Consider the following 23,584-nt stretch of genomic DNA (forward strand, 5'->3'; position numbering starts at 1 on the left):
GATGCAATCTTCATATAATGTGTTGGTCGTCGATGACGAGGAGAGCATCCGCAAGCTCCTCAAGAACGAGCTGGATTCCGATGATCGCGTCATCCACACGGCCGAAAATGCGCACCGCGCCCGCCAGTTGCTCAAGAAGCAGCAATTCGACGTCATCATCCTCGACATCAGGCTGCCGGATGCGGACGGGCTTGATCTGTTCGCCGAGTTCAAGGTGGCCAACCAGGACGTGGAGATCATTCTCATCACCGGGCACGGCGACATCGACAACGCGGTGGAAGCCATGCGCATGGGGGTTTTCGACTACATCACAAAGCCCTTCAAGCTGGATCGTCTAGAAGTGGTCATCGAGCGCGCCTACCAGCGCGTCTGCCTGCAGCGGGAAAACAAGGGGCTCAGGCATACCCAGGAAGCGAAAACCGATTGGTACAATCTTATCGGCCGGTCCGCTCCCATCCGGGAGATCAAGTTTCTCATAGACAAGCTCACCACTTCGGAGGTGCCGGTGTTGATCACCGGTGAAAGCGGGGCGGGCAAGGACGTGGTCGCCCGGGCCATACACCACCGCGGCGGTCGCTCCTGTCAACCGCTTATCGTCAAGAATTGCGCTATGCTGCACAAGGAGATGGTTCGCTCCGAGCTGTTCGGCCACAAGAAGGGGGCCTTCACCGGGGCCACCGAAGAGCATGAAGGGCTGGTGTCGGTGGCTCACAAGGGGACGTTGTTCCTGGATGAAATCGGCGATCTGCCCGAGGATGTCCAGGCCTCGCTGCTGCGCTTGCTCGAAACCAAGGAGTACCGCCGGATGGGGGAAAACAAGGAGCGCAGGGCCGACGTGCGTTTCCTGTTCGCCACCAACCGCGACCTGGCAAAGGCCGTGGAGGCGGGCACATTCAACGAGGCCTTGTTTCACCGCATCAACGTCTTCAACATCCACATCCCCAGGCTCAGGGAGCGCAAGGAGGACCTGCCCCTGCTGGTCGAGCACTTCCTTTCGCTCCTGGCCAACGGCAGACCGGCCGCAGCCATGCCGGAAAAAACCATGAAGCGGCTGCTCAGCTACGGCTGGCCCGGCAACGTTCGCGAGCTGCGCAACGTGCTTGAGCGCGCCCTGATCCTGTCCGAGGGCGGAGCCATAACGGAAAACTGCCTGCCCAAGGAACTGTTGGACAGCAACACATGCAAGTCCGATGCTCCGCCCATGTCCCTTGAGAACATGGAACGCGAGCACATCGCCTACGTCCTGTCCATTTACGCCGGCAACAAGCAGAAGGCCGCCCAGGTTCTCGGCATCGGGCGCAAGACCCTGTACCGCAAGATTCAGAAGTACGGGCTCGAATAAACAGGACGCCTCCCCCGAGTTTCCATCTTGTCTTTTCCCTCCCTCCGCATTGAGGCGGGGTGTGCCCCGCTGAATGGGGTGGTTTTTTTTAATTAAAAAAGTCTTTCTTTTGAGTGTGTTGAGCAGAAAATATTTTTTCTGCTCTCTTTTTTTGTCGGGTATGCGGAGCGGGAACGAGCGGTGTTTCACTGCACTGTGTTGTTTTGACCCAAACCCCGGGAAAGTGCATCAAAATGATACACGAATCTAACATGCTGAATATAAAGGTGTTTTTTTTGAATATCTGATGTGGGGCAGGGAGGATGTTTCAGAAGGGACAAAATGCCCCGCGTGATGAGAAGGAGGAACGGGGAGGATGTGGCAACGAATTAAAATAATTGAATATAATTACTTGGCACGCCGTTTGCCTTAAGGAGGTCTGTTGCGGTTCATTTCGATCCATCACTTTAACGCCTTTATGATCCTATAGGAGGAATTATGGCAGTTCGTGAACAGGTAAACGGTTTTTTCATTCCCAGCGTGACCCTCATCGGTATCGGCGCTTCCAAGGAAATCCCCGGCAAGATCAAGGCTCTCGGCGGTAAAAAACCCCTGGTCGTCACCGATCCCGGCATCGTCGCCACCGGAATCCTGAAACAGGTCACCGACATCCTTGATGACGCCAAGGTCAAGTACGAAGTCTACGACAAGACTATCCCCAACCCGACCGATGCCAACGTCGCCGAAGGCGTTGAGGTCTACAAGAAAGCCAAGTGCGACAGCCTGATCACTCTGGGCGGCGGTTCCTCCCATGATTGCGGCAAGGGCATTGGCCTGGTCGTTTCCAACGGCGGCACCATTCATGATTACGAAGGCGTGGACAAGTCCACCAAGCCCATGCCGCCCTACGTCGCCGTCAACACCACGGCCGGCACCGCTTCCGAGATGACCCGTTTCTGCATCATCACCGATCTTTCCCGCAAGGTTAAGATGGCCATCGTGGATTGGCGCGTCACTCCCGGCATCGCCCTGGATGACCCGCTGCTGATGGTCGGCATGCCTCCGGCGCTGACCGCCGCCACCGGCATGGACGCCCTTACCCACGCCGTGGAAGCCTACGTTTCCACCATCGCCACCCCCATGACCGACGCCTGCGCCGAGAAGGCCATCGAGCTGATCTTCACGCACCTGCGCCCCGCAGTGGCCAACGGCCAGGACATCGTTGCCCGTGAAGGCATGTGCTTCGCACAGTACCTCGCCGGTATGGCGTTCAACAACGCCTCTCTGGGTCACGTCCACGCCATGGCTCACCAGCTCGGCGGCTTCTACGACCTTCCGCATGGCGAATGCAACGCCATCCTGCTGCCTCACGTGGAGAAGTTCAACCTCATCGCCAAGATCGACCGCTTCGTCAAGATGGCCGAGATCATGGGCGAGAACATCGAAGGCAAGTCCCCGCGCGACGCGGCCGAACTGGCCCTGGAAGCCATCAAGAAGCTGTCCGCCGACGTCGGCATTCCTTCCGGCCTGGTCGAGCTCGGCAAGCGCTATGGCAAGGATGTCAAGGCCAAGGACATCGCTACCATGACCGGCAACGCCCAGAAGGACGCCTGCGGTTTCACCAATCCCCGTTGTCCCACCGACGACGACGTCACCGCCATCTACACGGCCGCCCTGTAAGCAGAAGAACGACCGGGGAGGGCATGCCTTCCCCGGTCCTTGTTCCGGTGTGATTCGGACCATCCCGGCGTCCAACTTTCAAACGACACGGACATTACATGACCACGGTATTACTCAATAAATCCTACGACGCGGACTTTGTCGGCCAAGTGGAAAAGGAAAGCGAGCAGAATCTGTCCCTCTGCTATCAATGCGGGAATTGCACGGCGGGATGCCCCTATTCCTCCTTTTACGACTACCCCGTCAGCCAGATCGTCCGTCTCACCCAAACAGGTCAGCGGGAAACGGTCCTCTCTTCCAGGGCCCTGTGGCTGTGCGCCTCCTGCGAGTCCTGCACCACGCGATGCCCCAACAACATCGACGTGGCCCGGGTCATGGACGTTCTGCGGCACATGGCGCGCCGGGCCGGGCACAAGCCCGAGCCCGAGATCAAGATTTTCTGGGACACCTTCCTGAACTCCGTCGAGAAGCACGGCCGTGTTTTCGAGATGGGGCTCATGGCGAAATACATCGTCAAGACCGGGCGCGTCATGACCGATGCCGACCTGGGCATGGATCTTCTGCCCAAGGGCAAGTTGAGCTTCAGGGCGCATGACATCGTCGGCAAGCAGAACGTGGCCGATATTTTCAAACGCTTTAATAAGGAGCGTGAATCGTGAGTCCCACCTACGCCTACTACCCCGGCTGTTCCGGGTTGGGAACCTCCGCAGAGTATGATCGATCCACGCGCGCGGTCTGCAAGACGCTGGGCATCGAGTTGGTGGACATCCCGGACTGGAGTTGTTGCGGCTCGACCCCTGCGCATACGGTGGACCATGCCTTGTCCTGCGCTCTTTCGGCCCGCAATATCGGCCAGGCGGAGAAATTGGACGTGGAGGGGATCATCACTCCCTGTCCCAGCTGCCTGACCAATCTCAAGACGGCCAGCCACCGCATGCGCAACCCGGAGTTCAAGGCCCGGGTTGAAAAGCTGCTTGACGAACCCGTCGAGAACCGGTTGCCCGTCATGTCCGTCCTCCAGGTCCTGTTCGAGCAGGTCGGCCCCCGGCGGATAGCCGACCGGGTTACCGAGTCCCTGTCGGGACTCCGCCTGGCCCCGTACTACGGCTGCATCATGAACCGGCCCCCCGAGATCATGGATTTCGACGACTGCGAAAATCCCATTGCCATGGACCGGTTGATGGCCGCCCTGGGCGCGGACATCGCTCCCTTCCCGCTGAAGGTCGAGTGCTGCGGCGCGTCGTTCGGCGTGGCCCGCAAGGGCATGGTCATGAAGCTTTCCGGCAAGCTGCTGGACGCCGCCGAGGACGTGCGGGCCGACGCCATGGTCACTGCCTGTCCCCTGTGCCAGATGAATCTGGATCTGCGGCAGAAGCAGATCAACGCGGCCAACAACGCACGGCACAACATGCCGGTGTTCTACTACACGCAGCTCATCGGCAAGGCCCTCGGGCTGGGTGAAGACAGCCTGATGCTGGACAATCTGATTGTTCGCCCGGTCGGTGCGTTTCGCAAAATGGAAGAAGTGCGGCGGTCCGCTTCCTGAAGCGGTCAACAGCAAGGAGCATCAGTAGCATGAAAATAGGTGTTTTTGTTTGTCATTGCGGGAGCAACATCGCTGGAACCGTGGATGTGGCGAGGGTGGCCGAAGAGGCGCGCAAGCTGCCTGACGTGGCTTTTGCCAGCGACACGATGTACGCCTGCTCCGAACCGGGGCAGGAGGGCATCATCGAGGCCATCCGCGAGCACAATCTCGACGGTGTGGTGGTGGCATCGTGCACCCCGCGCATGCACGAGCCCACGTTCCGCCGCACGGTGGAGCGCGCCGGTCTCAACCGGTACATGTTCGAGATGGCCAACATCCGCGAGCATGTCTCCTGGATCGGCAAGGATATCGAGGCCAACACCGGAAAGGCGATCGACCTGGTGGCCATGGCGGTTGCCAAGCTGACCCATGACAAGCGCCTTACCGCGAAAAAATTCAGCATCAACAAGCGGGTCATGGTCATTGGCGGCGGCGTGGCCGGCATCCAGGCCGCCCTCGATTGCGCCGACGGCGGCCTGGAGGTCGTGCTGGTGGAGAAAACCCCGTCCATCGGCGGGAAGATGTCCAAGCTGGACAAGACCTTTCCCACCATCGACTGTTCGAGCTGCATTCTCGGCCCCAAGATGGTCGACGTCGCCCAGCACCCGAACATCACGCTCTACGCCAACGCCGAGGTGGCCGGGGTCCAGGGCTATGTGGGCAACTTCGAGGTGTCGGTGAACCGGAAGGCCACCTACGTGGACTGGGAGGCATGTACCGGCTGCGGCCAGTGCATGGAGAAGTGCCCGAGCAAGAAGTCCCGGGACGTGTTCAACGAGGATATCGGGACCACCACAGCCATCAACATTCCTTTTCCCCAGGCCATTCCCAAGAAGGCCTCCATCAACCCTGAATTCTGCATGAAGCTCACCAAGGGCAAGTGCGGAGTCTGCGAAAAAATCTGTCCCACCAAAGCGATTCGATTCGACCAAACGGATGCAGAGGCAGTCGAGAACGTGGGCGCCATCGTGGTGGCCACCGGATTCGACCTGTTCGACCATACCCGTTACGGGGAGTACGGGGGCGGCCGTTATACCGACGTAATCACCTCTATCCAATACGAACGGCTGCTCTCGGCTTCCGGTCCTACCGGCGGGCACATCAAGCGCCCGTCGGACGGCAAGGAGCCGGAAAACGTGGTCTTCATCCAGTGTGTCGGGTCCAGGGACAAGAGCATCGGCCGCCCGTATTGCTCGGGTTTCTGCTGCATGTACACGGCAAAGCAGGCCATCCTCACCAAGGATCACCTGCCCGAGTCGCAGTCCTACGTCTTCTACATGGACATCCGCGCTCCGGGAAAACTCTACGACGAGTTCACACGCCGCGCCATGGAGGAGTACGGGGCCAGGTACATCAGGGGCCGCGTGTCCATGATCTATCCCAAGGGCGACCGTTACGTGGTGCGCGGGGCGGACACGCTCATGGGCGCCGCCGTGGAGGTCGAGGCCGACCTGGTCGTCCTGGCCGTGGGCGCGGAGTCCGCCAAGGGAGCTCCCCAACTGGCCGAGAAACTCCGCATCTCCTACGACACATACGGCTTCTACATGGAAAGCCATCCGAAACTGCGTCCGGTCGAGACCAATACGGCGGGCGTGTATCTGGCGGGCGCCTGCCAGGGGCCCAAGGACATCCCTTCCTCGGTTGGGCAGGGGAGCGCGGCGGCCGCCAAGGTGCTGGCGCTCTTTTCCAAGGATCAACTGGAGAGCGATCCCCAGATATCGGAAGTGGACATCAAGCGGTGCGTGGGCTGCGGCAAGTGTATCGAGACCTGCCCCTTCACCGCCATCGAACTGACCGAATTCAGGGGACAGCCCAAGGCCAAGGTCATCGAGACCGTCTGCCAGGGTTGCGGCAACTGCACCACCACCTGCCCGCAGGGGGCCATTCAATTGCAGCATTTCACAGACAATCAGATTCTCGCGGAGGTCAACGTCTTATGTCAGCAGACGCTACCGAATTACGGATAGTCGGCTTTCTCTGCAACTGGTGCTCTTACGGCGGTGCCGATACCGCCGGCGTCGGACGATTCCAGCAACCCACGGATCTTCGCATCATCAGGGTTCCCTGTTCCGGCCGCATCGACCCGCTTTTCGTGGTCAAGAGCCTGATCGAAGGGGCGGACGGCGTGCTGGTTTCCGGCTGCCACCCCCGTGATTGCCACTACAGCGAGGGGAACTACTACGCCCGTCGTCGGCTGGAGGTGCTCAAGCGCTTCCTGCCCATACTCGGCATCGATCCCCGGCGGTTTGAATACACATGGGTCTCCGCCTCCGAAGGGCAGAAATGGAAGACCGTGGTGTCGAAGTTCACGGAGCACATTCACGAGCTTGGTCCCGCACCCAGGTTGGACAGTGAGGCGTGCGCCCAGGCCGCAGCCATTGCCCTCCAGGGTCTCTAGCCAGGTATTTTAACGGAGTAACTCAATGCATTATTTGGAAGAATTGAAGCAGAAGATCAAGGACAGGCTCCCTGAGCTTGACGTGGTCATCGGCTGGGAGCAGGGCTTTGACCCCCTGCGCGCCACCCCTCTGTTCATGAAGACCCCGGAGGACGTCGACAGGCTGATCGCGGGCCCGCTGTGCGTGCACAACCTCGCCACGCACCTGACGGGCCTCAAGGGGCGGAAGGTCGGCATCATCGTCAAGGGATGCGACAGCCGCACCGTGGTGGAACTGCTTCAGGAGAAGCTCATCGACCGCGGGGACGTGGTCGTGTTCGGCATTCCCTGTTCCGGCGTGGTCTCGGTCAGGAAGATCGGCCGGGAGCTCGGCACGCTGGACTATGTGGAGAGCGTGGATTTGTCCGGGGACACGGTGAAGGTGACCAGCGAGGGCATGGAACATTCCTTTGCCCTGGCGGACGTTGCCGCCGACAAGTGTGGCCGTTGCCAATACCGGAGCCCGCTCCTTTCCGACGTGATGGTGGGCGAGATTCCCGATGAATCCGCCACCGACGACTACAGCGATGTCGCGGAATTCGAGAAGCTGTCGCTGGAGGAACGGCGGGGCCACTGGCTCAATGCCATGGACCGTTGCGTCCGCTGCTATGCCTGCCGGAACGCATGCCCCATGTGCGTCTGCCGCGACCACTGCGTTGCCCAGAGCCGCGATCCCCATTGGATGACCCAGGAGGACACGGTCCAGAACAAGCTGCTCTTCCAGATCATTCACACCATGCACCTGGCCGGGCGGTGCACCGAGTGCGGCGAATGCGAGCGATCCTGCCCCATGTCCATTCCGCTGCTCCTGCTCAGGCGCAAGATGAACAAGGAAATCAATGATCTCTTCGACTACCGGGCCGGGACCTGCGTGGACGACATTCCCCCGCTGCAGTCCTTCAAGATCGAAGAGGAAAATATCACGGAGAGAGGCTGGTAATGGTTGCCAAATTCCTTGCTTACAATGAACTCGATTCCTGGTTGGCAAAGATGGCGGAACAATACCGCACCATCGTGCCCCGGCGTGAAGGGGATGCCGTGCTCTTCGGCCCCTATTGCGAGTCCGCATCCGTGGAGTTGCGGGTCCGGCCCACCCAGTCGCCCAAGAACGCGGTCTTCCCGCAGTGCGAGGCGCTGCTCACTTACAAATACAACAAGAATCCCGAGGAACCCGGTCGCGTTGAGGTCGAGGTGAACGAGCATCTGGATGGAACGCCCACCGTGGTTGTCGGCGGTCGGCCCTGCGATGCCGCCGGATTCAACGTGATAGACAGGGTGTACGACACCGACCGGGTCAGGGACCTGAACTACCTTACCCGCCGTGAAGCGACCCTTTTCATATCCATGACCTGCGCGAAGCCCGCCACCACCTGTTTCTGCAATTGGGTCGGTGGCGGGCCCGCCTCCCCTTCGGGGTCGGACGTGCTCATGACCCCCATTGCCGACGGCTACGTGTTCGAAGCCGTTACCGAAAGGGGAGAGGGGCTCATCAAGGCCGATCTCATCGACGCTTCGGATGCGCAGGTCGAGGACGCCCGGGCGGTCAAGGAAGCGGCCGAAGCCGCCATGGGCGACCCCGTGGACCCGTCCGCGGCCCGTGAAAAGTTGCTGGAGCACTTCGACGACGTCGAATTCTGGGAAGCCGAGGCAGGCAAGTGCATCAGCTGCGGCACCTGCACCTACCTGTGCCCCACCTGCTACTGCTTCAACATCTCCGACGAGAAGTTCGGGCACGAGGGCGTCAGGCTGCGCACGTGGGACTACTGCATGTCCAGCCTCTTTACCCAGGAAGCCAGCGGCCACAATCCCCGGCCGACCAAGGCACACCGTCTCAAGAATCGCGTGGGGCACAAGTTCAGCTACTACCCGTCCCTGCATGACGGCAACATCGCCTGCTGCGGGTGCGGACGCTGCATCAAGAGTTGTCCGGCCTCGGTGGACATCAGAGCCGTCGTGCTGAACGCGATCGCCGCACCGGCCCCCCAACCGGAAAGTTAAGCCATTGAACAGGAATCGAATATGACGAACATGCCAAATCCCTATCTTCCCTCGGTGGCCACCATCATCGAGACCGTCCAGGAAACGCCGAACATCAAGACGTTTCGCGTGGTCCTGAACAGCGAAGAGGAAATGAAAAACTTCACCTTCCATCCCGGCCAGGTGGGCCAGCTTTCGGTCTTCGGAACGGGCGAATCCACCTTTGTCATCAATTCGCCGCCCACGCGCATGGACTACCTGCAGTTCAGCGTCATGCGGGCAGGCGAGGTCACGGCCAAGCTCCATTCCCTGTCGGCGGGCGACCAGATCGGCGTCCGAGCCCCCCTCGGCAACTGGTTTCCCTACGAGGAACTCAAGGGCAAGGACATCGTGTTCGTGGGCGGCGGCATCGGCATGGCTCCCTTGAGGACTCTCCTGCTGTTCATGCTCGACAACCGCGCCGACTACGGAAACATCTCCGTGCTCTACGGCGCCCGGTCCCCGCAGGACATGGCTTTTCAGTACGAGCTGCCGGAGTGGCTGGAACGGGACGACCTGAACACCGTGCTGACCATCGACGCCGAGGCGGACGGTTGGGAGCACAGGGTGGGGCTGATCCCCAATGTCCTTCTGGATATGGCGCCGTCCGCCGACAACACCGTGGCCGTGACCTGCGGCCCGCCGATCATGATCAAGTTCACCCTGGAGGCGTTGCTCAAGCTCGGCTTCAAGGACAACCAGATACTCACCACCCTGGAAAAACGGATGAAGTGCGGCGTCGGCTTGTGCGGACGGTGCAACATCGGCGGCAGCTACGTCTGCGTGGACGGGCCGGTGTACACCTACGAGCAGCTGAAGGCGCTTCCCAACGAATTGTAGACGGCAACAGGCGGGGCGGTCCGCATCGGACCGCCCCCCGATTCGGCAACTTTTGGCCTTACCGGAGGACTGACATGGCTCATTTTTTCCATGCCAATGAAATAGCGAACATCGCCATCAAGATAGAGCGGAGGGGACGCGAGTTCTACCTGCAGGCCGTTGACAGGGCCGAGACCCCCCGGGTCAAGGAGATGTTCAAACACCTCGCCGAAGAAGAGGCCAAGCATGAGGGCATTTTCCGGAGCATGCTGGCCCGTCTGGGCAAGGTGGGGGTGCCCCCCTGGGCCACTCAGGACGAGTACATGCAGTACATCGAGGCGCTCATCGAATCGCACATGCTGTTCAACAGTCTGGGGCAGAAGTTCCTGGAGCGGGCGGAGAGCGAAAAGGAAGTCATCGAGGCGGCTATGGGTTTTGAAAAGGATACCATGCTCTTCTTCCTCGAGATGGAGGAACTGGTGCCCAGTTCGGAAAAGTACGCGGTTCATCAATGCTACGAGGAAGAACGCAAGCATCTCAGAGAGTTGAGCAGGGCCAGCGCACAACTGGAGGCGGACGCGGCCTAGTCCGGCAGATGAAGGAATTTCGATTTGATTCTCCCGGGAGGCTTCGGGCCGCCAGTGCGCCCCGGAGCGCCCCCCGCGAGAAATCGAACCATAGTTTGACGCCTTCTAACCTTCCGAAGTCCCTGTCCCGGATGGATCGGCCGTCCGGGGCAGGGCACACCCCCGGAGGGTGGCGTCATCGGCAATGGCGGATCGCACGGACGGCTGGTTGCCTCCGTAGGCGGACAGGAAGACAACCCGTAGCGGCACGATCAGGAGGCCAGGATGTTTGACTATGCACATGGAAGCGATTCCAACGGCGCGTTTGTTTCGCTCAATTCCTATACCGCCGGGGAAACCGGATTCCTGGACGTGCCCAGGCCCCGCAAGGAGTTCCGCCAGCAGAAACTCGGCATCTATTTGCTCTCCGACCTCTTTTCCGCCTCGTTCATGGGCAAGTCCCATTTCGTCAAGGACAGGCAGCTCGTGGACCTTGCCCGGGACAAGCGCGTGTCCTTTACCGGCGAGACCTTTGACCAATGGGACCTGGACGTCCTGCTTTATTGTGCCATGCGTACCGTCACCAATCGGGACAGCCAGGGGAAAATACAGGTGAACCCCGCCGATGTGCTGCGTGAGACGGGGCTGCGCAATTTCGATGAGAACCGGGACCGGGTCTACGCCAGCCTGTTCCGCCTCCATACCGGTTCGCTGCTTATCGAGGGCAAGGGATACCGCTACATGACCCGCCTCATCGACCGCGTTCTGCTCGACCAGAGCAAGGAATGCTGCCTCGTGGAGGTGAACGGCGATGTGGTGAATTCCCTCCGCAACGAATGCAACCTGCGTCTGGCCGTGGAAAGTAGATTTTCCATGAAGCGCTCCGGTCTGGCCAAGTGGCTCCACGGTGCGGTCCTTGTCTTCAAGGGCGGCTTCAAGGCCGACATCGGCAGCCTGCATTCCCTGTGCGGCGCAAGCAACCGCACCCGTCATCTTTTCCCGCACATGCTGGGCAAGGCCCTGGCCTCCCTGGAAGAGGCCGGTGTGATCACATCCTGGCATATCGAAGGGCGGAAGCTCATGGTGTTGCCGGGAAGCCGGCAAATGATCGAGACCGCCTGCGGTTTCATCCCCTCCGGCACAGTCTGAGCCCATCTGCATGTCCCGGATTCGTCAGGCATACCAAGCCCTGGTCATCGGTTCCGGCGTGGCCGGGGCCTGCTGCGCCCTGCGCCTGGCCGATCAAGGCTATCACGTCGCCCTGCTTTCGGCCGGGGATTTTCTCGGCGACGGCAACACCGCCTACGCCCAGGGCGGCATCGTCGGCCGGGGACAGGATGACACTCCTTCCCTGTTGTCCAAGGATATCATGCAGGCCGGTTGTCAACACAATCACGTCAAGGCGGTCAACCATCTGGCCAAATGCGGTCCGGATGCCGTGCGTGAGATGCTGGTGGAACGGCTTCGGGTGCCGTTCGCCCGAAACGGGGACGGCAGCCTGGCCATGACCCGCGAGGGAGCGCATTCGGTCCACCGGGTCTTGTTCTGCGGCGACTACACCGGCAAGGCGATCATGGATTGTCTCGCCGAGGCGGTCCGCAATGAACCGAATATCCGGGTGATGACCCGGCGCACCGCAGTGGACCTGATCACCAGCCTGCACCACACGGGCAATCTTTCCTTCCGTTATTGCCGGACCAACCAGTGCCTCGGGGCCTACGTCTACAACCAGGACAGCAACGAGGTTGAAACCCTTCTTGCCGATTTCACCGTGCTTGCCACCGGGGGAGCGGGGCGATTGTTCCTCCACTCCACCAATGCCCAGTGCTCCCTCGGTGCGGCCATGGCCATGGCACATCGGGCAGGGGCGCGGATCATGAACGCCGAGTACGTCCAGTTCCATCCCACCGCACTCTTTCATCGGTCCAAACGGTTGTTCCTGATCACCGAGGCCATGCGCGGCGAAGGCGCACACCTGCTGGACCGCCGGGGAGATCGGTTCATGGGCCGGTATGACGCCCGCCTGGAACTGGCCCCGCGCGACGTGGTGTCGCGGGCCATCGTGGACACCCTGCACCGTACCGGCGACGATTGCGTCTATCTCGACTGCCGCCCGGTGGAGCATGAACTGTCCGAGCGCTTTCCCACCATCCATGCCCGGTGCCGGGACATCGGCATCGACATCGACCGGGAACCCATCCCCGTGGTTCCGGCAGCCCATTACCATTGCGGCGGCGTGTTTGCGGACATCAGCGGCCGCACGAGCCTGGACAGGCTCTATGCCGTGGGCGAGTGCAGTTGCACCGGGGTGCACGGGGCCAACAGGCTGGCCAGCACATCGTTGTTGGAAGGAGTGCTTTGGGGGCGCAACGCCGGGGACGCCATCGGTGCGCGGCTCGGCAGGGGCCGGAGCGCCAACCAGCGGATGCTCCGTTCCATCCCGGACTGGCAGCATCCCGGGCAGGTCCAGAACGAGGACCCGGCCCTCATCGCCCAGGACTGGATGAGCATCCGTTCGACCATGTGGAATTATGCGGGCATCAACCGGACCGAGCAACGGCTTGCCCGGGCCTGTGAGGACTTGCGGGTGCTCATCAAGGACCTGACCAGTTTCTACAGGAAGACACCTCTTTCCAAGCCCCTCATCGATCTCTACCACGGTTGTTTTGCCGCCGGCATCATCGCCATGTCAGCCCGCAGCAACCGGCAGAGCCTGGGCTGCCATCATCTTCAGTAGGGTCGCCTTTGGACACCAAGGCATACGGTCGTGTGTCTTTTTTACAAAGTTCAATTGGGTTTTTGGGGAAAGATGATTTTTCTATTTCGTTAACTAGATCAATTATTCAAGTCTGTTAGCCGTAAAATCTATTCCATAAATTCACATTAATGTGAAAAAATTCGTCTAGAAGGCTGTTGACACGGATTCTAGTGCCACATAGGAATTATGTCTGTATGGACATACAACCGTGAGGGCTGTGGGATATCTGTGCCTGACAGCTCAAAGTCCTGAATTAATGATTGAATTTTAAACGTTGCAGCGTAGTTCTTGTCAACAATATGGAGTCCGTAAACAGATGAAAACCGTTCCAGTCCAAAAAGCCGTAGGCATGGTCCTGTGCCACGACATGACTCGCATCGTACCCGGTGAAACCAAGGGGCCCGCTTTTCGGAAGGGGCACGTCATCGCCGAAGAAGATATTCCCATGCTCCTGGAAATCGGAAAGGAGCACGTCTACGTCCTCAACATGGAAAAGGGCCGCATTCACGAAAACGAAGCGGCGGCCCGGATAGCCAGGGCGGCAGCCGGGCCTGGCATCACCCTGACCGGCGTCTGCGAGGGGCGCATCAATCTGGAGGCCTCTCCGGGCCTGCTCGACGTAAATGTCGAGGCCCTGAACCGTATCAATTCCATCGAAGAGGTCGTGCTGGCGACCATGCACGACGGCATGCAGGTGACTGAAAAGCGCGCCGTGGCCGGAACCCGCGTGGTTCCCCTGGTCATCGACGAACGCAAGATCGAGCAGGTTGAGGAGATCTGCGCCGAGTATCCCTACGTGGTGGGCGTCAAGCAGTTCAAGCACCGCAAGGTCGGGCTGGTGACCACCGGCAGCGAGGTCTACAGCGGCCGCATCAAGGATAAGTTCGGTCCGGTCATCCGCAAGAAGTTTTCCCAGCTCGGCTCCACGGTCATGGATCAGCGGCTGAGCTCGGACGATCCGGCCATGACCCGTGACGCCATCCTGGCCTTCATCGCCGAGGGCGCGGAGATGGTTGTGGTCACGGGCGGCATGTCGGTGGACCCGGACGACCAGACTCCCACGGCCATCCGGTCCACCGGGGCCGAAGTCGTCACCTACGGCTCGCCGACGTTTCCGGGCGTCATGTTCCTCTACGCCGACCTGGACGGGGTTCCCATCCTGGGGCTGCCCGGCTGCGTCATGTACTACAGGGCGTCCATTTTCGATCTGGTGGTTCCCCGTCTGCTGGCCGGTGAAACGGTCACGCGCGAGGACATTGTGAGCTTGGGACACGGGGGGTTTTGTGCGACGTGCGACGTCTGCCGGTACCCCATATGTCCTTTCGGGAAATAACATCCAAATTACGTCCCCACAGGACGCGAAAGCACGACAGTGACACATACAAGGAGGAATACTGTCATGATCAAACTCAATCTTACGGTAAACGGAGCGCCCAAGCAGGTCATCTGCGATAAGGACGAAACGCTCGCCAATGTCCTGCGCGAGAATCTCGGTTTTACCAGTGTCAAGGTCGGTTGCGGAACCGGCCAGTGCGGCAGTTGTTCCGTCATCGTCGATGACAAGCTGGTGCGCTCCTGCTCCATGAAGATGGGCCGCGTCAAGGACGGTGCGACCGTCCTGACCACCGAGGGCATCGGTACTCCGGACAACCTGCATCCCATCCAGGTTTCCTGGATCGCCAATGGCGGCGCCCAGTGCGGTTTCTGCACTCCGGGCTTCATTGTGTCCACCTATGCGCTGATCAAGAGCAACCCCTCTCCGACGCGCGACGACATCCGCGACTGGTTCCAGAAATATCGCAATGCCTGCCGCTGCACGGGTTACAAGCAACTGGTGGACGCGGTCATGGACGCCGCCGCCGTCATGCGCGGCGACAAGCCCCTGGACGACCTGCTGTTCAAGATTCCCGAGGACGGCCGCATCTGGGGTTCCAAGTATCCCCGTCCCACGGCTGTCGCCAAGGTCACGGGCACCCTGGACTATGGTGCGGACCTGGGCATCAAGATGCCCGCCGAGACCCTGAAGTGCGCCCTGGTGCAGGCCGAGGTCTCCCACGCCAAGATTCTGTCCATCGACACCTCCGAGGCCGAGAAGATGCCCGGCGTGGAAAAGGTCGTCACTCACAAGGACGTCAAGGGCAAGAACCGCATCACCGGTCTGATCACCTTCCCGAGCAACAAGGGCGACGGCTGGGACCGTCCCATCCTGTGCGACGAGAAGGTCTTCCAGTACGGTGACGCCATCGCCATCGTCTGCGCCGATACCGAAAAGCACGCCAAGGAAGCCGCGGCCAAGGTCAAGGTGGAACTGGAACGGCTGCCCGAATACATGAGCGCCCCGGCCGCCATGGCCGACGACGCCATCGAGATTCACCCGGGCACGCCGAACGTCTACTACACCCAGAAGATTGCCAAGGGCGGGGAAACCGCGCCCATCTTCGATTCCGCCGACGTGGTCATGGAAGGCGACTTCTTCACCACCCGTCAGCCCCACATGCCCATCGAGCCGGACGTCGGATTCGCCTACCTGGACGACGAAGGCAAGCTGTGCATCCACTCCAAATCCATCGGCCTGCATCTGCACCTGTACATGATCGCTCCCGGTCTGGGCGTGGAGCCCGAAAACGGCGTCATGGTCCAGAACCCGACCGGCGGCACCTTCGGCTACAAGTTCTCCCCGACCATGGAAGCCCTGGTCGGCGCCGCCTGCCTGGCCACCGGCAAGCCGGTCTTCCTGGCCTACGACTGGTACCAGCAGCAGACCTACACGGGTAAGCGTTCCCCGCAGTTCACCACCGTGCGCATGGCCGCCGACAAGGAAGGCAAGCTGCTCGGCATGGAGACCGACTGGACCGTGGACCATGGCCCGTACTCCGAGTTCGGCGACCTGCTGACGCTTCGCGGCGCGCAGTTCATTGGCGCGGGTTACGACATCGCCAACATTCGCGGCGAAGGCCGCACCGTGTGCACGAACCACGCCTGGGGCGCGGCTTTCCGCGGTTACGGCGGACCCGAGGCGGAATTCCCGTCCGAGGTCCTGATGGATGAGCTGGCCGAGAAGCTGGGCATGGATCCGCTGGATCTGCGCTACAAGAACGTGTACCGCAAGGGTTCCACCACTCCCACGGGTTGCGATCCCGAAGTGTACTCCCTGCCCGAGATGATCGACAAGCTGCGTCCCAAGTACGAGGAAGCCAAGAAGAAGGCCAAGGCCAATTCCACGGCCGAGGTCAAGCGCGGCGTGGGCATCGCCCTTGGCGTGTACGGTTCCGGCCTTGACGGCCCGGATACCGCCGAGGCCGACGTCCGTCTCGAGGAAGACGGCTCCGTGACCGTTCTGACCTGCTGGCACGACCACGGGCAGGGCGCTGACATGGGCGTGCTGGGCACGGCTCACGAAACCCTGCGTCCCCTGGGCCTGAAGCCCGAGCAGATCAAGCTGCATCTCAACGACACCCGGTATTGCCCGAACGGCGGCCCGGCGGGCGGTTCCCGCTCCCAGGTCGTGGTCGGCAACGCCATCCGTGTGGGCTGCGAGATGCTGATGGCCGCCATGAACAAGCCTGACGGCACGTTCCGCACCTACCAGGAGATGGTGGACGAGAAGATCGACCTGCTGCATCACGGCAAGTGGTCGGCTCCGGCCAACAACTGCGACGAGAACGGCCAGGGCAAGCCCTTTGCCTGCTACATGTACGGCCTGTGCATGGCCGAGGTCGCCGTGGAAATCGCCACCGGCAATACCACTGTGGAACATCTGACCTTCGTGGCCGACGTGGGCAAGGTCAACAACTTCCTGGTTGTTGACGGCCAGATCTACGGAGGCATGGCCCAGGCTGTCGGCCTGGCCCTGTCCGAGAACTACGAGGATATCAAGAAGCACTCCACCATGAAGGGTGCCGGTTTCCCGTACATCAAGCAGATTCCGGACGACATGGAGATCATCTACGTCGAGTCCCAGCGGCCCGACGGCCCGCACGGCGCGTCCGGCGTTGGCGAGATTCCGCTGTGCGTCCCGCACCCGGCGATCATCAACGGCATCTACAACGCATGCGGCGTGCGTATCCGCGAGCTGCCCGCCCTGCCTGAAAAGGTGCTGGCAGGCCTGAAAGGCTAACAACAAATAACAGGGAGCGGTCCATGCGCTGCATGGGCCGCTTTCTTTCTTCTCCATAGACGGCAGGGAAAAGCATGGATCAGTCAGAATTGAGACGATTGGAGAGCCGGTGCGTGCAGGAAGAAGCGCCCCGATGCACGGCGTCCTGCCCTTTGCATGTCGATGTGAAGGGCTTTTGCGCGTTGATGGCCCAGCGCCGTTTTGACAAGGCGTGGTCCGTTCTTGCCAAGACGCTTCCGCTGCCCGGCGTGCTGGTCCGGTTGTGCGACGGCCCGTGCAAGGGGGCCTGCGTGCGCAAGGACGCGGGCGGGGCCGTGGAGATCGACGCGCTGGAACGTGCCTGCGCCGCACTCGCCAAGTCGGTGAGGCCGCCCAAGCCTTTGCCGTCGAGGCATAAGTCCGTGGCCGTGGTCGGCGGCACCCTGACCGGGCTGTGCGCTGCCTGGGAGATGGCCCGGCGCGGGTTCGACGTGACCCTGTACTGCGAGCAGGCGGGGAGTTGCCTGTCCGCCGTCCCGGAATCGACCCTGCCCGGAGGCGTGCTGGCAAACGAGATGGAAGCGCTACGCGCCATGGGTGCGGACATGAAGGAGAACGTCAGCCTCACTCCCGAACTGCTCGACTCCCTGCTTGAGGAAAAGGATGCGGTCTTTATCGATTCCGACGACCTGCCCGAGGACGTGCGCAGCTTTGGCCAGCCGGACGAGATTACCCTCGGCACCGAGCGGGCAGGGCTGTTCGCCAGCCGGACCGGGGAGCCGTCTGCGGTTTTCCAGGCGGCAACGGGCCGTCGGGCGGCCAACTCCATCGAACGTTTCACCCAGGGCGTTTCCATGGTTTCGGGCCGTGAGCTGGAAGGCCCGTACGAGACGCGGCTGTTCACCAGCCTGGACAAGGTGGAGCCGCTGCCCCCGACTCCCTCCGACGGCGTCTACGCCGAGGTCGAGGCCCGCGACGAGGCGAAGCGGTGTTTGCAGTGCGAGTGCATGGAGTGCGTGAAGACCTGCGAATATCTCAGGCATTACAAATACTATCCCAAGGTCTACGCGCGGCAGATCTACAACAACGAGTCCATTGTCATGGGCACGCGCCAGGCCAACACCATGATCAACTCGTGCATGCTGTGCGGGTTGTGCGAGACCGTGTGCCCCGAAGACTTTTCCATGGGTGACGTCTGCCTGGAGGCCCGGCGGTCCATGGTCGAGCGGGGCAAGATGCCGCCCTCGGCGCATGATTTCGCCCTGCGCGACATGGCCTTTGCCAATGGCGAGCGGTGCGCGCTGGCCCGGCACGCTCCCGGCACGGATGCGAGCGAGTATGTTTTCTTTCCCGGCTGCCAGTTGACGGCCTCCGACCCGGACGGCGTGGAAACAGCCTACGGCGACTTGCGCGAACGGCTGGGCAACGTGGGGTTGATGCTCCACTGTTGCGGCGCGCCCGCCGACTGGTCGGGCCGGGTCGGGCTTTTCGAGGAGGCAATGGCCGAGCTCAAGTCCGTCTGGGAATCCCTGGGCAGCCCCAAGATCATCGCGGCCTGTCCGACCTGCATCAAGACCCTTCGCGTCGGGCTGCCCGATGCGGAGATAGTGTCCCACTGGTCCGTGCTGCGCGCCCTTGGGGTGCCGGTTCAGGCCACGGACGGGGGCGGGACCCTGGCCATCAGCGATCCCTGCGCAGCCCGGCACGACAGGGTGTTGCGCGAGGATGTCCGGGCCCTGCTCGAACAGGCGAACGTCTCTCTGGTGGAGCCGGAGCTGACCGGCGAGTACACCGAATGCTGCGGCTTCGGCGGCCTGCTTTCCGAGGCCAACCCGGAGTTGGGCCGGAAGGTGGCGGAGCGCCGGGCCGGGGCCAGGGAAGAGGATTTTGTCACCTATTGCGCCATGTGCCGCGACATGATCGCCAGGACCGGCAAGCGGGCCCTGCACCTCTACGACCTGCTGTATCCCAAGGGGGACTCACCGGCTGCGCGCCCGTCACCCGGATACTCCGCCAGGCGTGAGAACCGCGTCCGTTTGCGGGAAACACTGCTGCGCGGGCTGTGGCAGGAAGACGCAGGCCCGAACGGCGATCCGTTCGAGGCCATTGAAGTGGCGTTTTCCGATCAGGCCGCCGCGAACATGGAAGACAGGCGCATCCTGAAAAGCGACGTCCAGAAGGTGTTGCTGCACGTCGGTCGGGGCGGCCAGCGGTTCGTCCATGGCGAGACCGGGCATTTCCTGTCCGCGTTTCGGCCTGTCGTGGTCACCTACTGGGTTGAATTCGAGGAACGAGACGGTGGTTACTACGTGCACAACACGTGGTCCCACCGCATGCACATCAAGGGAGAGCGGTCATGAGCGTGATACAGGTTCCCGAGGCCGATGCCGGCCAGTGGCGGTGCGCAACCTGCGACGAGGAGCTGGCCCTGCGGCCTGTGGAATTGGAATACCTCGACTCGCTGTTCAACGTGGCCCTGCCTGCCTGCCCCAAGTGCGGCATGGTTCTCATTCCGGAGAACCTCGCTTTGGGCAAGATGAACCAGGTCGAGCATCTCCTGGAGGACAAGTAGCCGTGCCGGATGGACGCCCGTTATGGGAAAGGCCCGGACTGCGGACGGTTGCGGGCGACACGTTGCGCCCCGGCGGCTTTGCGCTCACGGACCGTGCCGCCGAGGCCATGGACATGATGCCGGGCTGGCGGGTGCTGGACGTGGGCTGCGGCCTTGGGGCCACTCTGGGCAGGTTGCGTGCCCGGTTCGGGGCCAGGGCCTACGGCGTGGAGTTTTCCGCCGAACAGATCGAAAAAGCGAAAAGGACCGGTATGGTCCGGGGAAAGGGGGATTGCCTGCCCTTTGGCGACGGGACGTTTTCGGCGGTGTTCTGTGAATGCGTGCTGTCGCTTTTCGCTGATCCGAAAACCGGGCTCGATGAATTCAACCGTGTGCTCGAGGCCGGGGGCTTTCTGGCATTGTCCGATCTCTGCGCCCCGGACGACGATGGCGCCGGGGCCGGTTCCTGTGCGGACAGGGCCGTTTCCTTCGCGCGGACCCGGACCATGGTGGAAGAGGCCGGGTTCGAGGTCGAATTGGTGGAAGACCATTCCCGTCTGCTCAGGGATTTGGCCGCCAAGCTTGTTTGGGTCGGGGAATCCGGGTGCGGGTGCAACGCTCGCGGCGGCCTCGGCTATTTCTTGATGATCGCCAGGAAGAAAGGATGGACGCATGTTTGATGATACCGGATTGCTGCTGATGGAATTGGCCGGAAAGGGATATTGCTGCAGCCAGATAATGGTTTTGCTGGCCCTGGACGAAATGGGCCGCGAGAACCCTGACCTGACGCGGGCGGCTGCCGGGCTGTGCAACGGTCTGGGCGATTGCTCCGGGCCGTGCGGGGTGTATACGGGCGCGTCCCTCGTGTTGGGCCTGTACGCGGGCAAGGGCATGGACATGGAGGAGAGCGACGACAAGCTGCCTCTCATGCTTGAGGAGTTGCGCGAGTGGTTCGTCGCGGCGACGGAACAGTATGGCGGCATCACCTGCGGAGCCATTCTGGACCGGGAGTGCGGCCAGCCCGACAAGAAGCGTTGCAGCGGGCTCTTGGCCGATACCTTTGCCCAGCTCAGGACAATTCTGGCCGATAACGGTTTCGATCTCTCCGAGGGGCGCGACGACGCATGAGCCGGTTACCGCGAAGCGTATGCCCTGTTTGCCTGCGCCCCATTCCGGCACATCACGAGATGCAGGGCGGCAGCGTTTTTCTGGTCAAGAGCTGCCCGGATCACGGGATTTTCCGGACCATTGTCTGGCGCGGCCAGCCGGATTTTCAGGATTGGTCGCGGCCCAAGGTGCCGTCTTTCCCGAAAACACCTTTTTCCCGTGTGGAGCAAGGGTGCCCCCTGGATTGCGGTCTGTGCGACGGACACCTCCAGCACACCTGCACGGCCGTCATGGAAATCACCTGGCGTTGCGACCTGGGCTGCCCGGTCTGCTTCGCCTCGTCCGGCGGGTCGGCCCCGCCCGATCCCACGGTGGACGAGATGGGCCGCCTCTTCGACCGGGTGTTCGAGGCGTCCGGCCATTGCAACGTCCAGCTTTCCGGTGGGGAACCCACGGTGCGCGACGACCTGCCCGACCTGATCCGGCTGGGCAAGGCCAAGGGATTCCCCTTTATCCAGCTCAACACCAACGGCCTGCGCATCGGGCGGGAACACGGCTATGCCGAGGTCCTTGCCGATGCGGGGTTGGATTCCGTTTTCCTGCAATTCGACGGTACCGCGGATTCCATTTATTCGACCCTGCGCGGCAGGCCGCTTCTCGACACCAAGCTGGCCGCCGTCGAGGCGCTGTTCCGTGCGGGAATCGGCATCGTGCTGGTACCCACGGTGGTGCCGGGGGTGAACGACCATGACCTCGGCGCGATCCTGCGCCTGGCGGCGGAGCAATCGCCAGGGGTGCGAGGCGTGCATTTTCAGCCGGTGAGCTACTTCGGTCGCTATCCCCGGTCTCCTTCGGACGAGCAGCGCATCACCCTGCCCGAACTGATGCGGCTGTTGGAGAAGCAGACCGGGGGCGCGGTGCGGGCGCGGGACTTCCTGCCGCCGGGGTGCGAGCACTCCCATTGCTCCTTTCACGCCAATTACGTGGTGGCCGAGGACGGCGGCCTCGACAAGCTGTCGGCGGGCGGCACATGCGGCTGCACGCCGCGTCCGGCGTCCGAGGGCGCGGACAAGGCCAAGGCGTTCGTCAAGCGCCAGTGGGCTGCGCCGGACAAGACGTTGCCCATGGCGGACGCGCCGGACGCGCTCGACGCCTTTATCAGCCGGGCGGCCACGCACACCCTGGCCGTGTCGGCCATGGCCTTTCAGGACGCCTGGACCCTCGACCTCGAACGGCTCAAGGGGTGCTGCATTCACGTGGTGTCGCCCGACGGTCGGCTGATTCCCTTTTGCGCCTACAACCTGACGTCCATGGACGGCGAAACCCTGTACCGGGGGAAATGTGGCTCTGCCTGTCCTTGACCAATGGCTCGTCCGGCGCATGGGCCGGGCGGACAAGCTTCCTCCTTCAAAGGATGCACTGCGCGAGTGGCAGCTTGCGAGGTTGCGGACGCTGATCGCTCATGCGCAGGCGAACAGCTCCTTTTATGCGCGGAGCCTGTCAGGCGTGGACCCGGCATCCATACGGTCCCCGGAGGATTTTTCCCGGTTGCCCACGGTATCGCCCGACGACCTGCGCGAGCAGCCGGAACGGTTTCTGTGTGTGTCGCAGGACGACATTGCGCGGGTCGTGACCCTGCAAAGCTCGGGCACCACCGGGCAGCCCAAGCGCGTGTTCCATACCCGTGACGACCTTGAGGCCACTGCCGATTATTTTGACTGGGGCATGCGCAATCTGGTCGGGCCGGGGCAGACCGCGTTGGTGCTCATGCCGGGGGAACGTCCCGGCGGGGTAGGGCGGTTGCTGGTGGACGCGCTTTCCCGTTCCGGCGCGCGCGCCGTGGCCCATGGCGTCCTGGAGGATGCCGGAGCCGGGGTGGACCACCTGCTCGCCGAGGAAGCGTCCTGCATCGTCGGGCCGCCCGCCCACGTCCATCTGCTCGCCCGCGAGTGGGAGCGGCGGAGATTGCCCGCAGGCACGGTTTGCTCGGTCCTGCTCTGTTGGGACTCGGTTCCGGATGCGCTGGCCGACAACGTGGAGCGGATTTTCGGCTGTCGAGTGTTCCGGCACTGGGGCATGATCGAGACCGGGCTGGGCGGGGCAGTGGAGTGTGCGCCGGGATCGGGCCTGCACCTGCGCGAGGCCGACGTGTTCCTCGAGATTGTCGATCCGGAAACCGGGAGCCTTGTGCCTGACGGGGAGTTCGGCGAAATGGTCGTCACTTCGGTGCTCAAGCTCGGCATGCCGCTCATCCGCTACCGGACCGGCGACCGGGGGTGCATCCTGCCCGGCCCTTGCCGTTGCGGCAGCCCCTTGCGGCGGCTTGATCCGCATGTGCGCCGGTTGGCGGCCGGCGTTGCCGTCGGCACGGGCCTGCTCCGACTCGAAGAGCTGAACGAGGCGTTGTACGCCGTGGAAGGTTTGAGTGATTTTTCGGCGCGCCTGTCCGGGCGGACGCTCCATGTGCTGGTATGCGGCGGAAACGGCGTGGGGGAGCGCGCGAAGCGTGCGCTTGCCTCTTTGCCCGTCATCGCTCTGGGTGTTACGGAAAATGTGCTGCAAATCGATATTGAAATGAAAAATGACGCTGCTCCGGCCTTACCTGGGCTCGGGAAGCGGCGGATAGTGATTGATAGGGAGTTGTGATC

General features: G+C 62.0%; 20 protein-coding genes. All 20 read left to right on the plus strand.

Annotation, left to right across the window (positions count from 1 at the left end; translation table 11 throughout):
- Position 1: 1 nt before the first annotated feature.
- The 20 genes from OO730_RS15940 (at position 2) to OO730_RS16035 (ending at position 23,582) form a co-directional block, all read left to right on the plus strand.
- Entirely contained in the window at positions 2-1,342 is a 1,341-nt protein-coding gene (locus tag OO730_RS15940; RefSeq protein WP_264982479.1) for a sigma-54-dependent transcriptional regulator, read from the plus strand.
- A gap of 477 nt (positions 1,343-1,819) precedes the next feature.
- Positions 1,820-3,001 (plus strand): iron-containing alcohol dehydrogenase, encoded by a 1,182-nt coding sequence (locus OO730_RS15945; protein WP_264982480.1) that lies wholly within the window; start codon positions 1,820-1,822, stop codon positions 2,999-3,001.
- Positions 3,002-3,099: 98 nt separating this feature from the next.
- Positions 3,100-3,660, plus strand: coding sequence for a 4Fe-4S dicluster domain-containing protein (locus OO730_RS15950; protein ID WP_264982481.1), 561 nt, complete (start codon positions 3,100-3,102; stop codon positions 3,658-3,660).
- Positions 3,657-4,547 carry a CoB--CoM heterodisulfide reductase iron-sulfur subunit B family protein gene (locus OO730_RS15955; RefSeq protein ID WP_264982482.1) on the plus strand — a complete coding sequence of 297 codons (891 nt, stop codon included), beginning with the start codon at positions 3,657-3,659 and terminating at the stop codon, positions 4,545-4,547. The genes OO730_RS15950 and OO730_RS15955 overlap by 4 nt, the downstream gene beginning before the upstream one ends.
- A 29-nt stretch (positions 4,548-4,576) precedes the next feature.
- Positions 4,577-6,553, plus strand: coding sequence for a CoB--CoM heterodisulfide reductase iron-sulfur subunit A family protein (locus OO730_RS15960; protein WP_264982483.1), 1,977 nt, complete (start codon positions 4,577-4,579; stop codon positions 6,551-6,553).
- On the plus strand, positions 6,523-6,984 hold the full coding sequence (locus tag OO730_RS15965) for a hydrogenase iron-sulfur subunit (protein ID WP_264982484.1): 462 nt from the start codon (positions 6,523-6,525) through the stop codon (positions 6,982-6,984). Before OO730_RS15960 ends, OO730_RS15965 begins: the two co-directional genes overlap by 31 nt.
- 25 nt (positions 6,985-7,009) lie before the next feature.
- On the plus strand, positions 7,010-7,963 hold the full coding sequence (locus OO730_RS15970) for a 4Fe-4S dicluster domain-containing protein (RefSeq protein ID WP_264982485.1): 954 nt from the start codon (positions 7,010-7,012) through the stop codon (positions 7,961-7,963).
- Entirely contained in the window at positions 7,963-9,021 is a 1,059-nt protein-coding gene (locus tag OO730_RS15975; RefSeq protein ID WP_264982486.1) for a 4Fe-4S dicluster domain-containing protein, read from the plus strand. The genes OO730_RS15970 and OO730_RS15975 overlap by 1 nt, the downstream gene beginning before the upstream one ends.
- Before the next feature lie 21 nt (positions 9,022-9,042).
- Positions 9,043-9,879, plus strand: coding sequence for an FAD/NAD(P)-binding protein (locus OO730_RS15980; RefSeq protein ID WP_264982487.1), 837 nt, complete (start codon positions 9,043-9,045; stop codon positions 9,877-9,879).
- Positions 9,880-9,953: 74 nt separating this feature from the next.
- Positions 9,954-10,445, plus strand: coding sequence for a ferritin-like domain-containing protein (locus tag OO730_RS15985; protein WP_264982488.1), 492 nt, complete (start codon positions 9,954-9,956; stop codon positions 10,443-10,445).
- Between the two features lie 264 nt (positions 10,446-10,709).
- Positions 10,710-11,573, plus strand: a complete 864-nt coding sequence (locus tag OO730_RS15990; RefSeq protein ID WP_264982489.1) for a hypothetical protein — start codon at positions 10,710-10,712, stop codon at positions 11,571-11,573.
- A gap of 10 nt (positions 11,574-11,583) precedes the next feature.
- Positions 11,584-13,161: an L-aspartate oxidase gene (nadB, locus tag OO730_RS15995; RefSeq protein ID WP_264982490.1), complete on the plus strand. Its 1,578-nt coding sequence runs from the start codon at positions 11,584-11,586 to the stop codon at positions 13,159-13,161.
- A gap of 337 nt (positions 13,162-13,498) precedes the next feature.
- Positions 13,499-14,515, plus strand: coding sequence for a molybdopterin-binding protein (locus tag OO730_RS16000; RefSeq protein ID WP_264982491.1), 1,017 nt, complete (start codon positions 13,499-13,501; stop codon positions 14,513-14,515).
- Between the two features lie 66 nt (positions 14,516-14,581).
- Positions 14,582-17,299 (plus strand): molybdopterin-dependent aldehyde oxidoreductase, encoded by a 2,718-nt coding sequence (locus OO730_RS16005; RefSeq protein WP_264982492.1) that lies wholly within the window; start codon positions 14,582-14,584, stop codon positions 17,297-17,299.
- Between the two features lie 74 nt (positions 17,300-17,373).
- Positions 17,374-19,638, plus strand: a complete 2,265-nt coding sequence (locus OO730_RS16010) for a pyridine nucleotide-disulfide oxidoreductase/dicluster-binding protein (protein WP_264982493.1) — start codon at positions 17,374-17,376, stop codon at positions 19,636-19,638.
- Positions 19,635-19,850, plus strand: coding sequence for a DVU_1557 family redox protein (locus OO730_RS16015; RefSeq protein WP_264982494.1), 216 nt, complete (start codon positions 19,635-19,637; stop codon positions 19,848-19,850). The genes OO730_RS16010 and OO730_RS16015 overlap by 4 nt, the downstream gene beginning before the upstream one ends.
- Positions 19,851-19,852: 2 nt before the next feature.
- Positions 19,853-20,509: a DVU_1556 family methyltransferase gene (gene trsM, locus OO730_RS16020; protein WP_264982495.1), complete on the plus strand. Its 657-nt coding sequence runs from the start codon at positions 19,853-19,855 to the stop codon at positions 20,507-20,509.
- Positions 20,502-20,957, plus strand: a complete 456-nt coding sequence (locus OO730_RS16025; protein ID WP_264982496.1) for a DVU_1555 family C-GCAxxG-C-C protein — start codon at positions 20,502-20,504, stop codon at positions 20,955-20,957. Before trsM ends, OO730_RS16025 begins: the two co-directional genes overlap by 8 nt.
- A complete protein-coding gene (gene trsS, locus OO730_RS16030; protein WP_264982497.1) occupies positions 20,954-22,297 on the plus strand; it encodes a radical SAM (seleno)protein TrsS in 1,344 nt (447 codons plus the stop codon). Before OO730_RS16025 ends, trsS begins: the two co-directional genes overlap by 4 nt.
- The gene (locus OO730_RS16035) at positions 22,278-23,582 is read left to right on the plus strand and encodes a DVU_1553 family AMP-dependent CoA ligase (RefSeq protein WP_264982498.1); all 1,305 of its coding nucleotides are present in this window, start codon (positions 22,278-22,280) and stop codon (positions 23,580-23,582) included. The genes trsS and OO730_RS16035 overlap by 20 nt, the downstream gene beginning before the upstream one ends.
- The last annotated feature ends 2 nt before the right edge of the window (positions 23,583-23,584 follow it).

It is taken from the genome of Pseudodesulfovibrio portus (genome assembly GCF_026000375.1).
Classification (GTDB): domain Bacteria; phylum Desulfobacterota; class Desulfovibrionia; order Desulfovibrionales; family Desulfovibrionaceae; genus Pseudodesulfovibrio; species Pseudodesulfovibrio portus.

Excerpts from the sequence above, each read along its gene's own strand:
- nadB (WP_264982490.1), top strand. The coding sequence starts at position 11,584 with ATGTCCCGGATTCGTCAGGCATACCAAGCCCTGGTCATCGGTTCCGGC.
- OO730_RS16025 (WP_264982496.1), top strand. The coding sequence starts at position 20,502 with ATGTTTGATGATACCGGATTGCTGCTGATGGAATTGGCCGGAAAGGGA.
- OO730_RS16010 (WP_264982493.1), top strand. The coding sequence starts at position 17,374 with ATGGATCAGTCAGAATTGAGACGATTGGAGAGCCGGTGCGTGCAGGAA.
- OO730_RS16005 (WP_264982492.1), top strand. The coding sequence starts at position 14,582 with ATGATCAAACTCAATCTTACGGTAAACGGAGCGCCCAAGCAGGTCATC.
- OO730_RS15965 (WP_264982484.1), top strand. The coding sequence starts at position 6,523 with ATGTCAGCAGACGCTACCGAATTACGGATAGTCGGCTTTCTCTGCAAC.
- OO730_RS15985 (WP_264982488.1), top strand. The coding sequence starts at position 9,954 with ATGGCTCATTTTTTCCATGCCAATGAAATAGCGAACATCGCCATCAAG.
- OO730_RS15975 (WP_264982486.1), top strand. The coding sequence starts at position 7,963 with ATGGTTGCCAAATTCCTTGCTTACAATGAACTCGATTCCTGGTTGGCA.
- OO730_RS15950 (WP_264982481.1), top strand. The coding sequence starts at position 3,100 with ATGACCACGGTATTACTCAATAAATCCTACGACGCGGACTTTGTCGGC.
- OO730_RS15970 (WP_264982485.1), top strand. The coding sequence starts at position 7,010 with ATGCATTATTTGGAAGAATTGAAGCAGAAGATCAAGGACAGGCTCCCT.
- OO730_RS16015 (WP_264982494.1), top strand. The coding sequence starts at position 19,635 with ATGAGCGTGATACAGGTTCCCGAGGCCGATGCCGGCCAGTGGCGGTGC.
- OO730_RS15940 (WP_264982479.1), top strand. The coding sequence starts at position 2 with ATGCAATCTTCATATAATGTGTTGGTCGTCGATGACGAGGAGAGCATC.
- OO730_RS15980 (WP_264982487.1), top strand. The coding sequence starts at position 9,043 with ATGACGAACATGCCAAATCCCTATCTTCCCTCGGTGGCCACCATCATC.
- OO730_RS15960 (WP_264982483.1), top strand. The coding sequence starts at position 4,577 with ATGAAAATAGGTGTTTTTGTTTGTCATTGCGGGAGCAACATCGCTGGA.
- OO730_RS16000 (WP_264982491.1), top strand. The coding sequence starts at position 13,499 with ATGAAAACCGTTCCAGTCCAAAAAGCCGTAGGCATGGTCCTGTGCCAC.
- trsS (WP_264982497.1), top strand. The coding sequence starts at position 20,954 with ATGAGCCGGTTACCGCGAAGCGTATGCCCTGTTTGCCTGCGCCCCATT.
- OO730_RS15990 (WP_264982489.1), top strand. The coding sequence starts at position 10,710 with ATGTTTGACTATGCACATGGAAGCGATTCCAACGGCGCGTTTGTTTCG.
- OO730_RS15945 (WP_264982480.1), top strand. The coding sequence starts at position 1,820 with ATGGCAGTTCGTGAACAGGTAAACGGTTTTTTCATTCCCAGCGTGACC.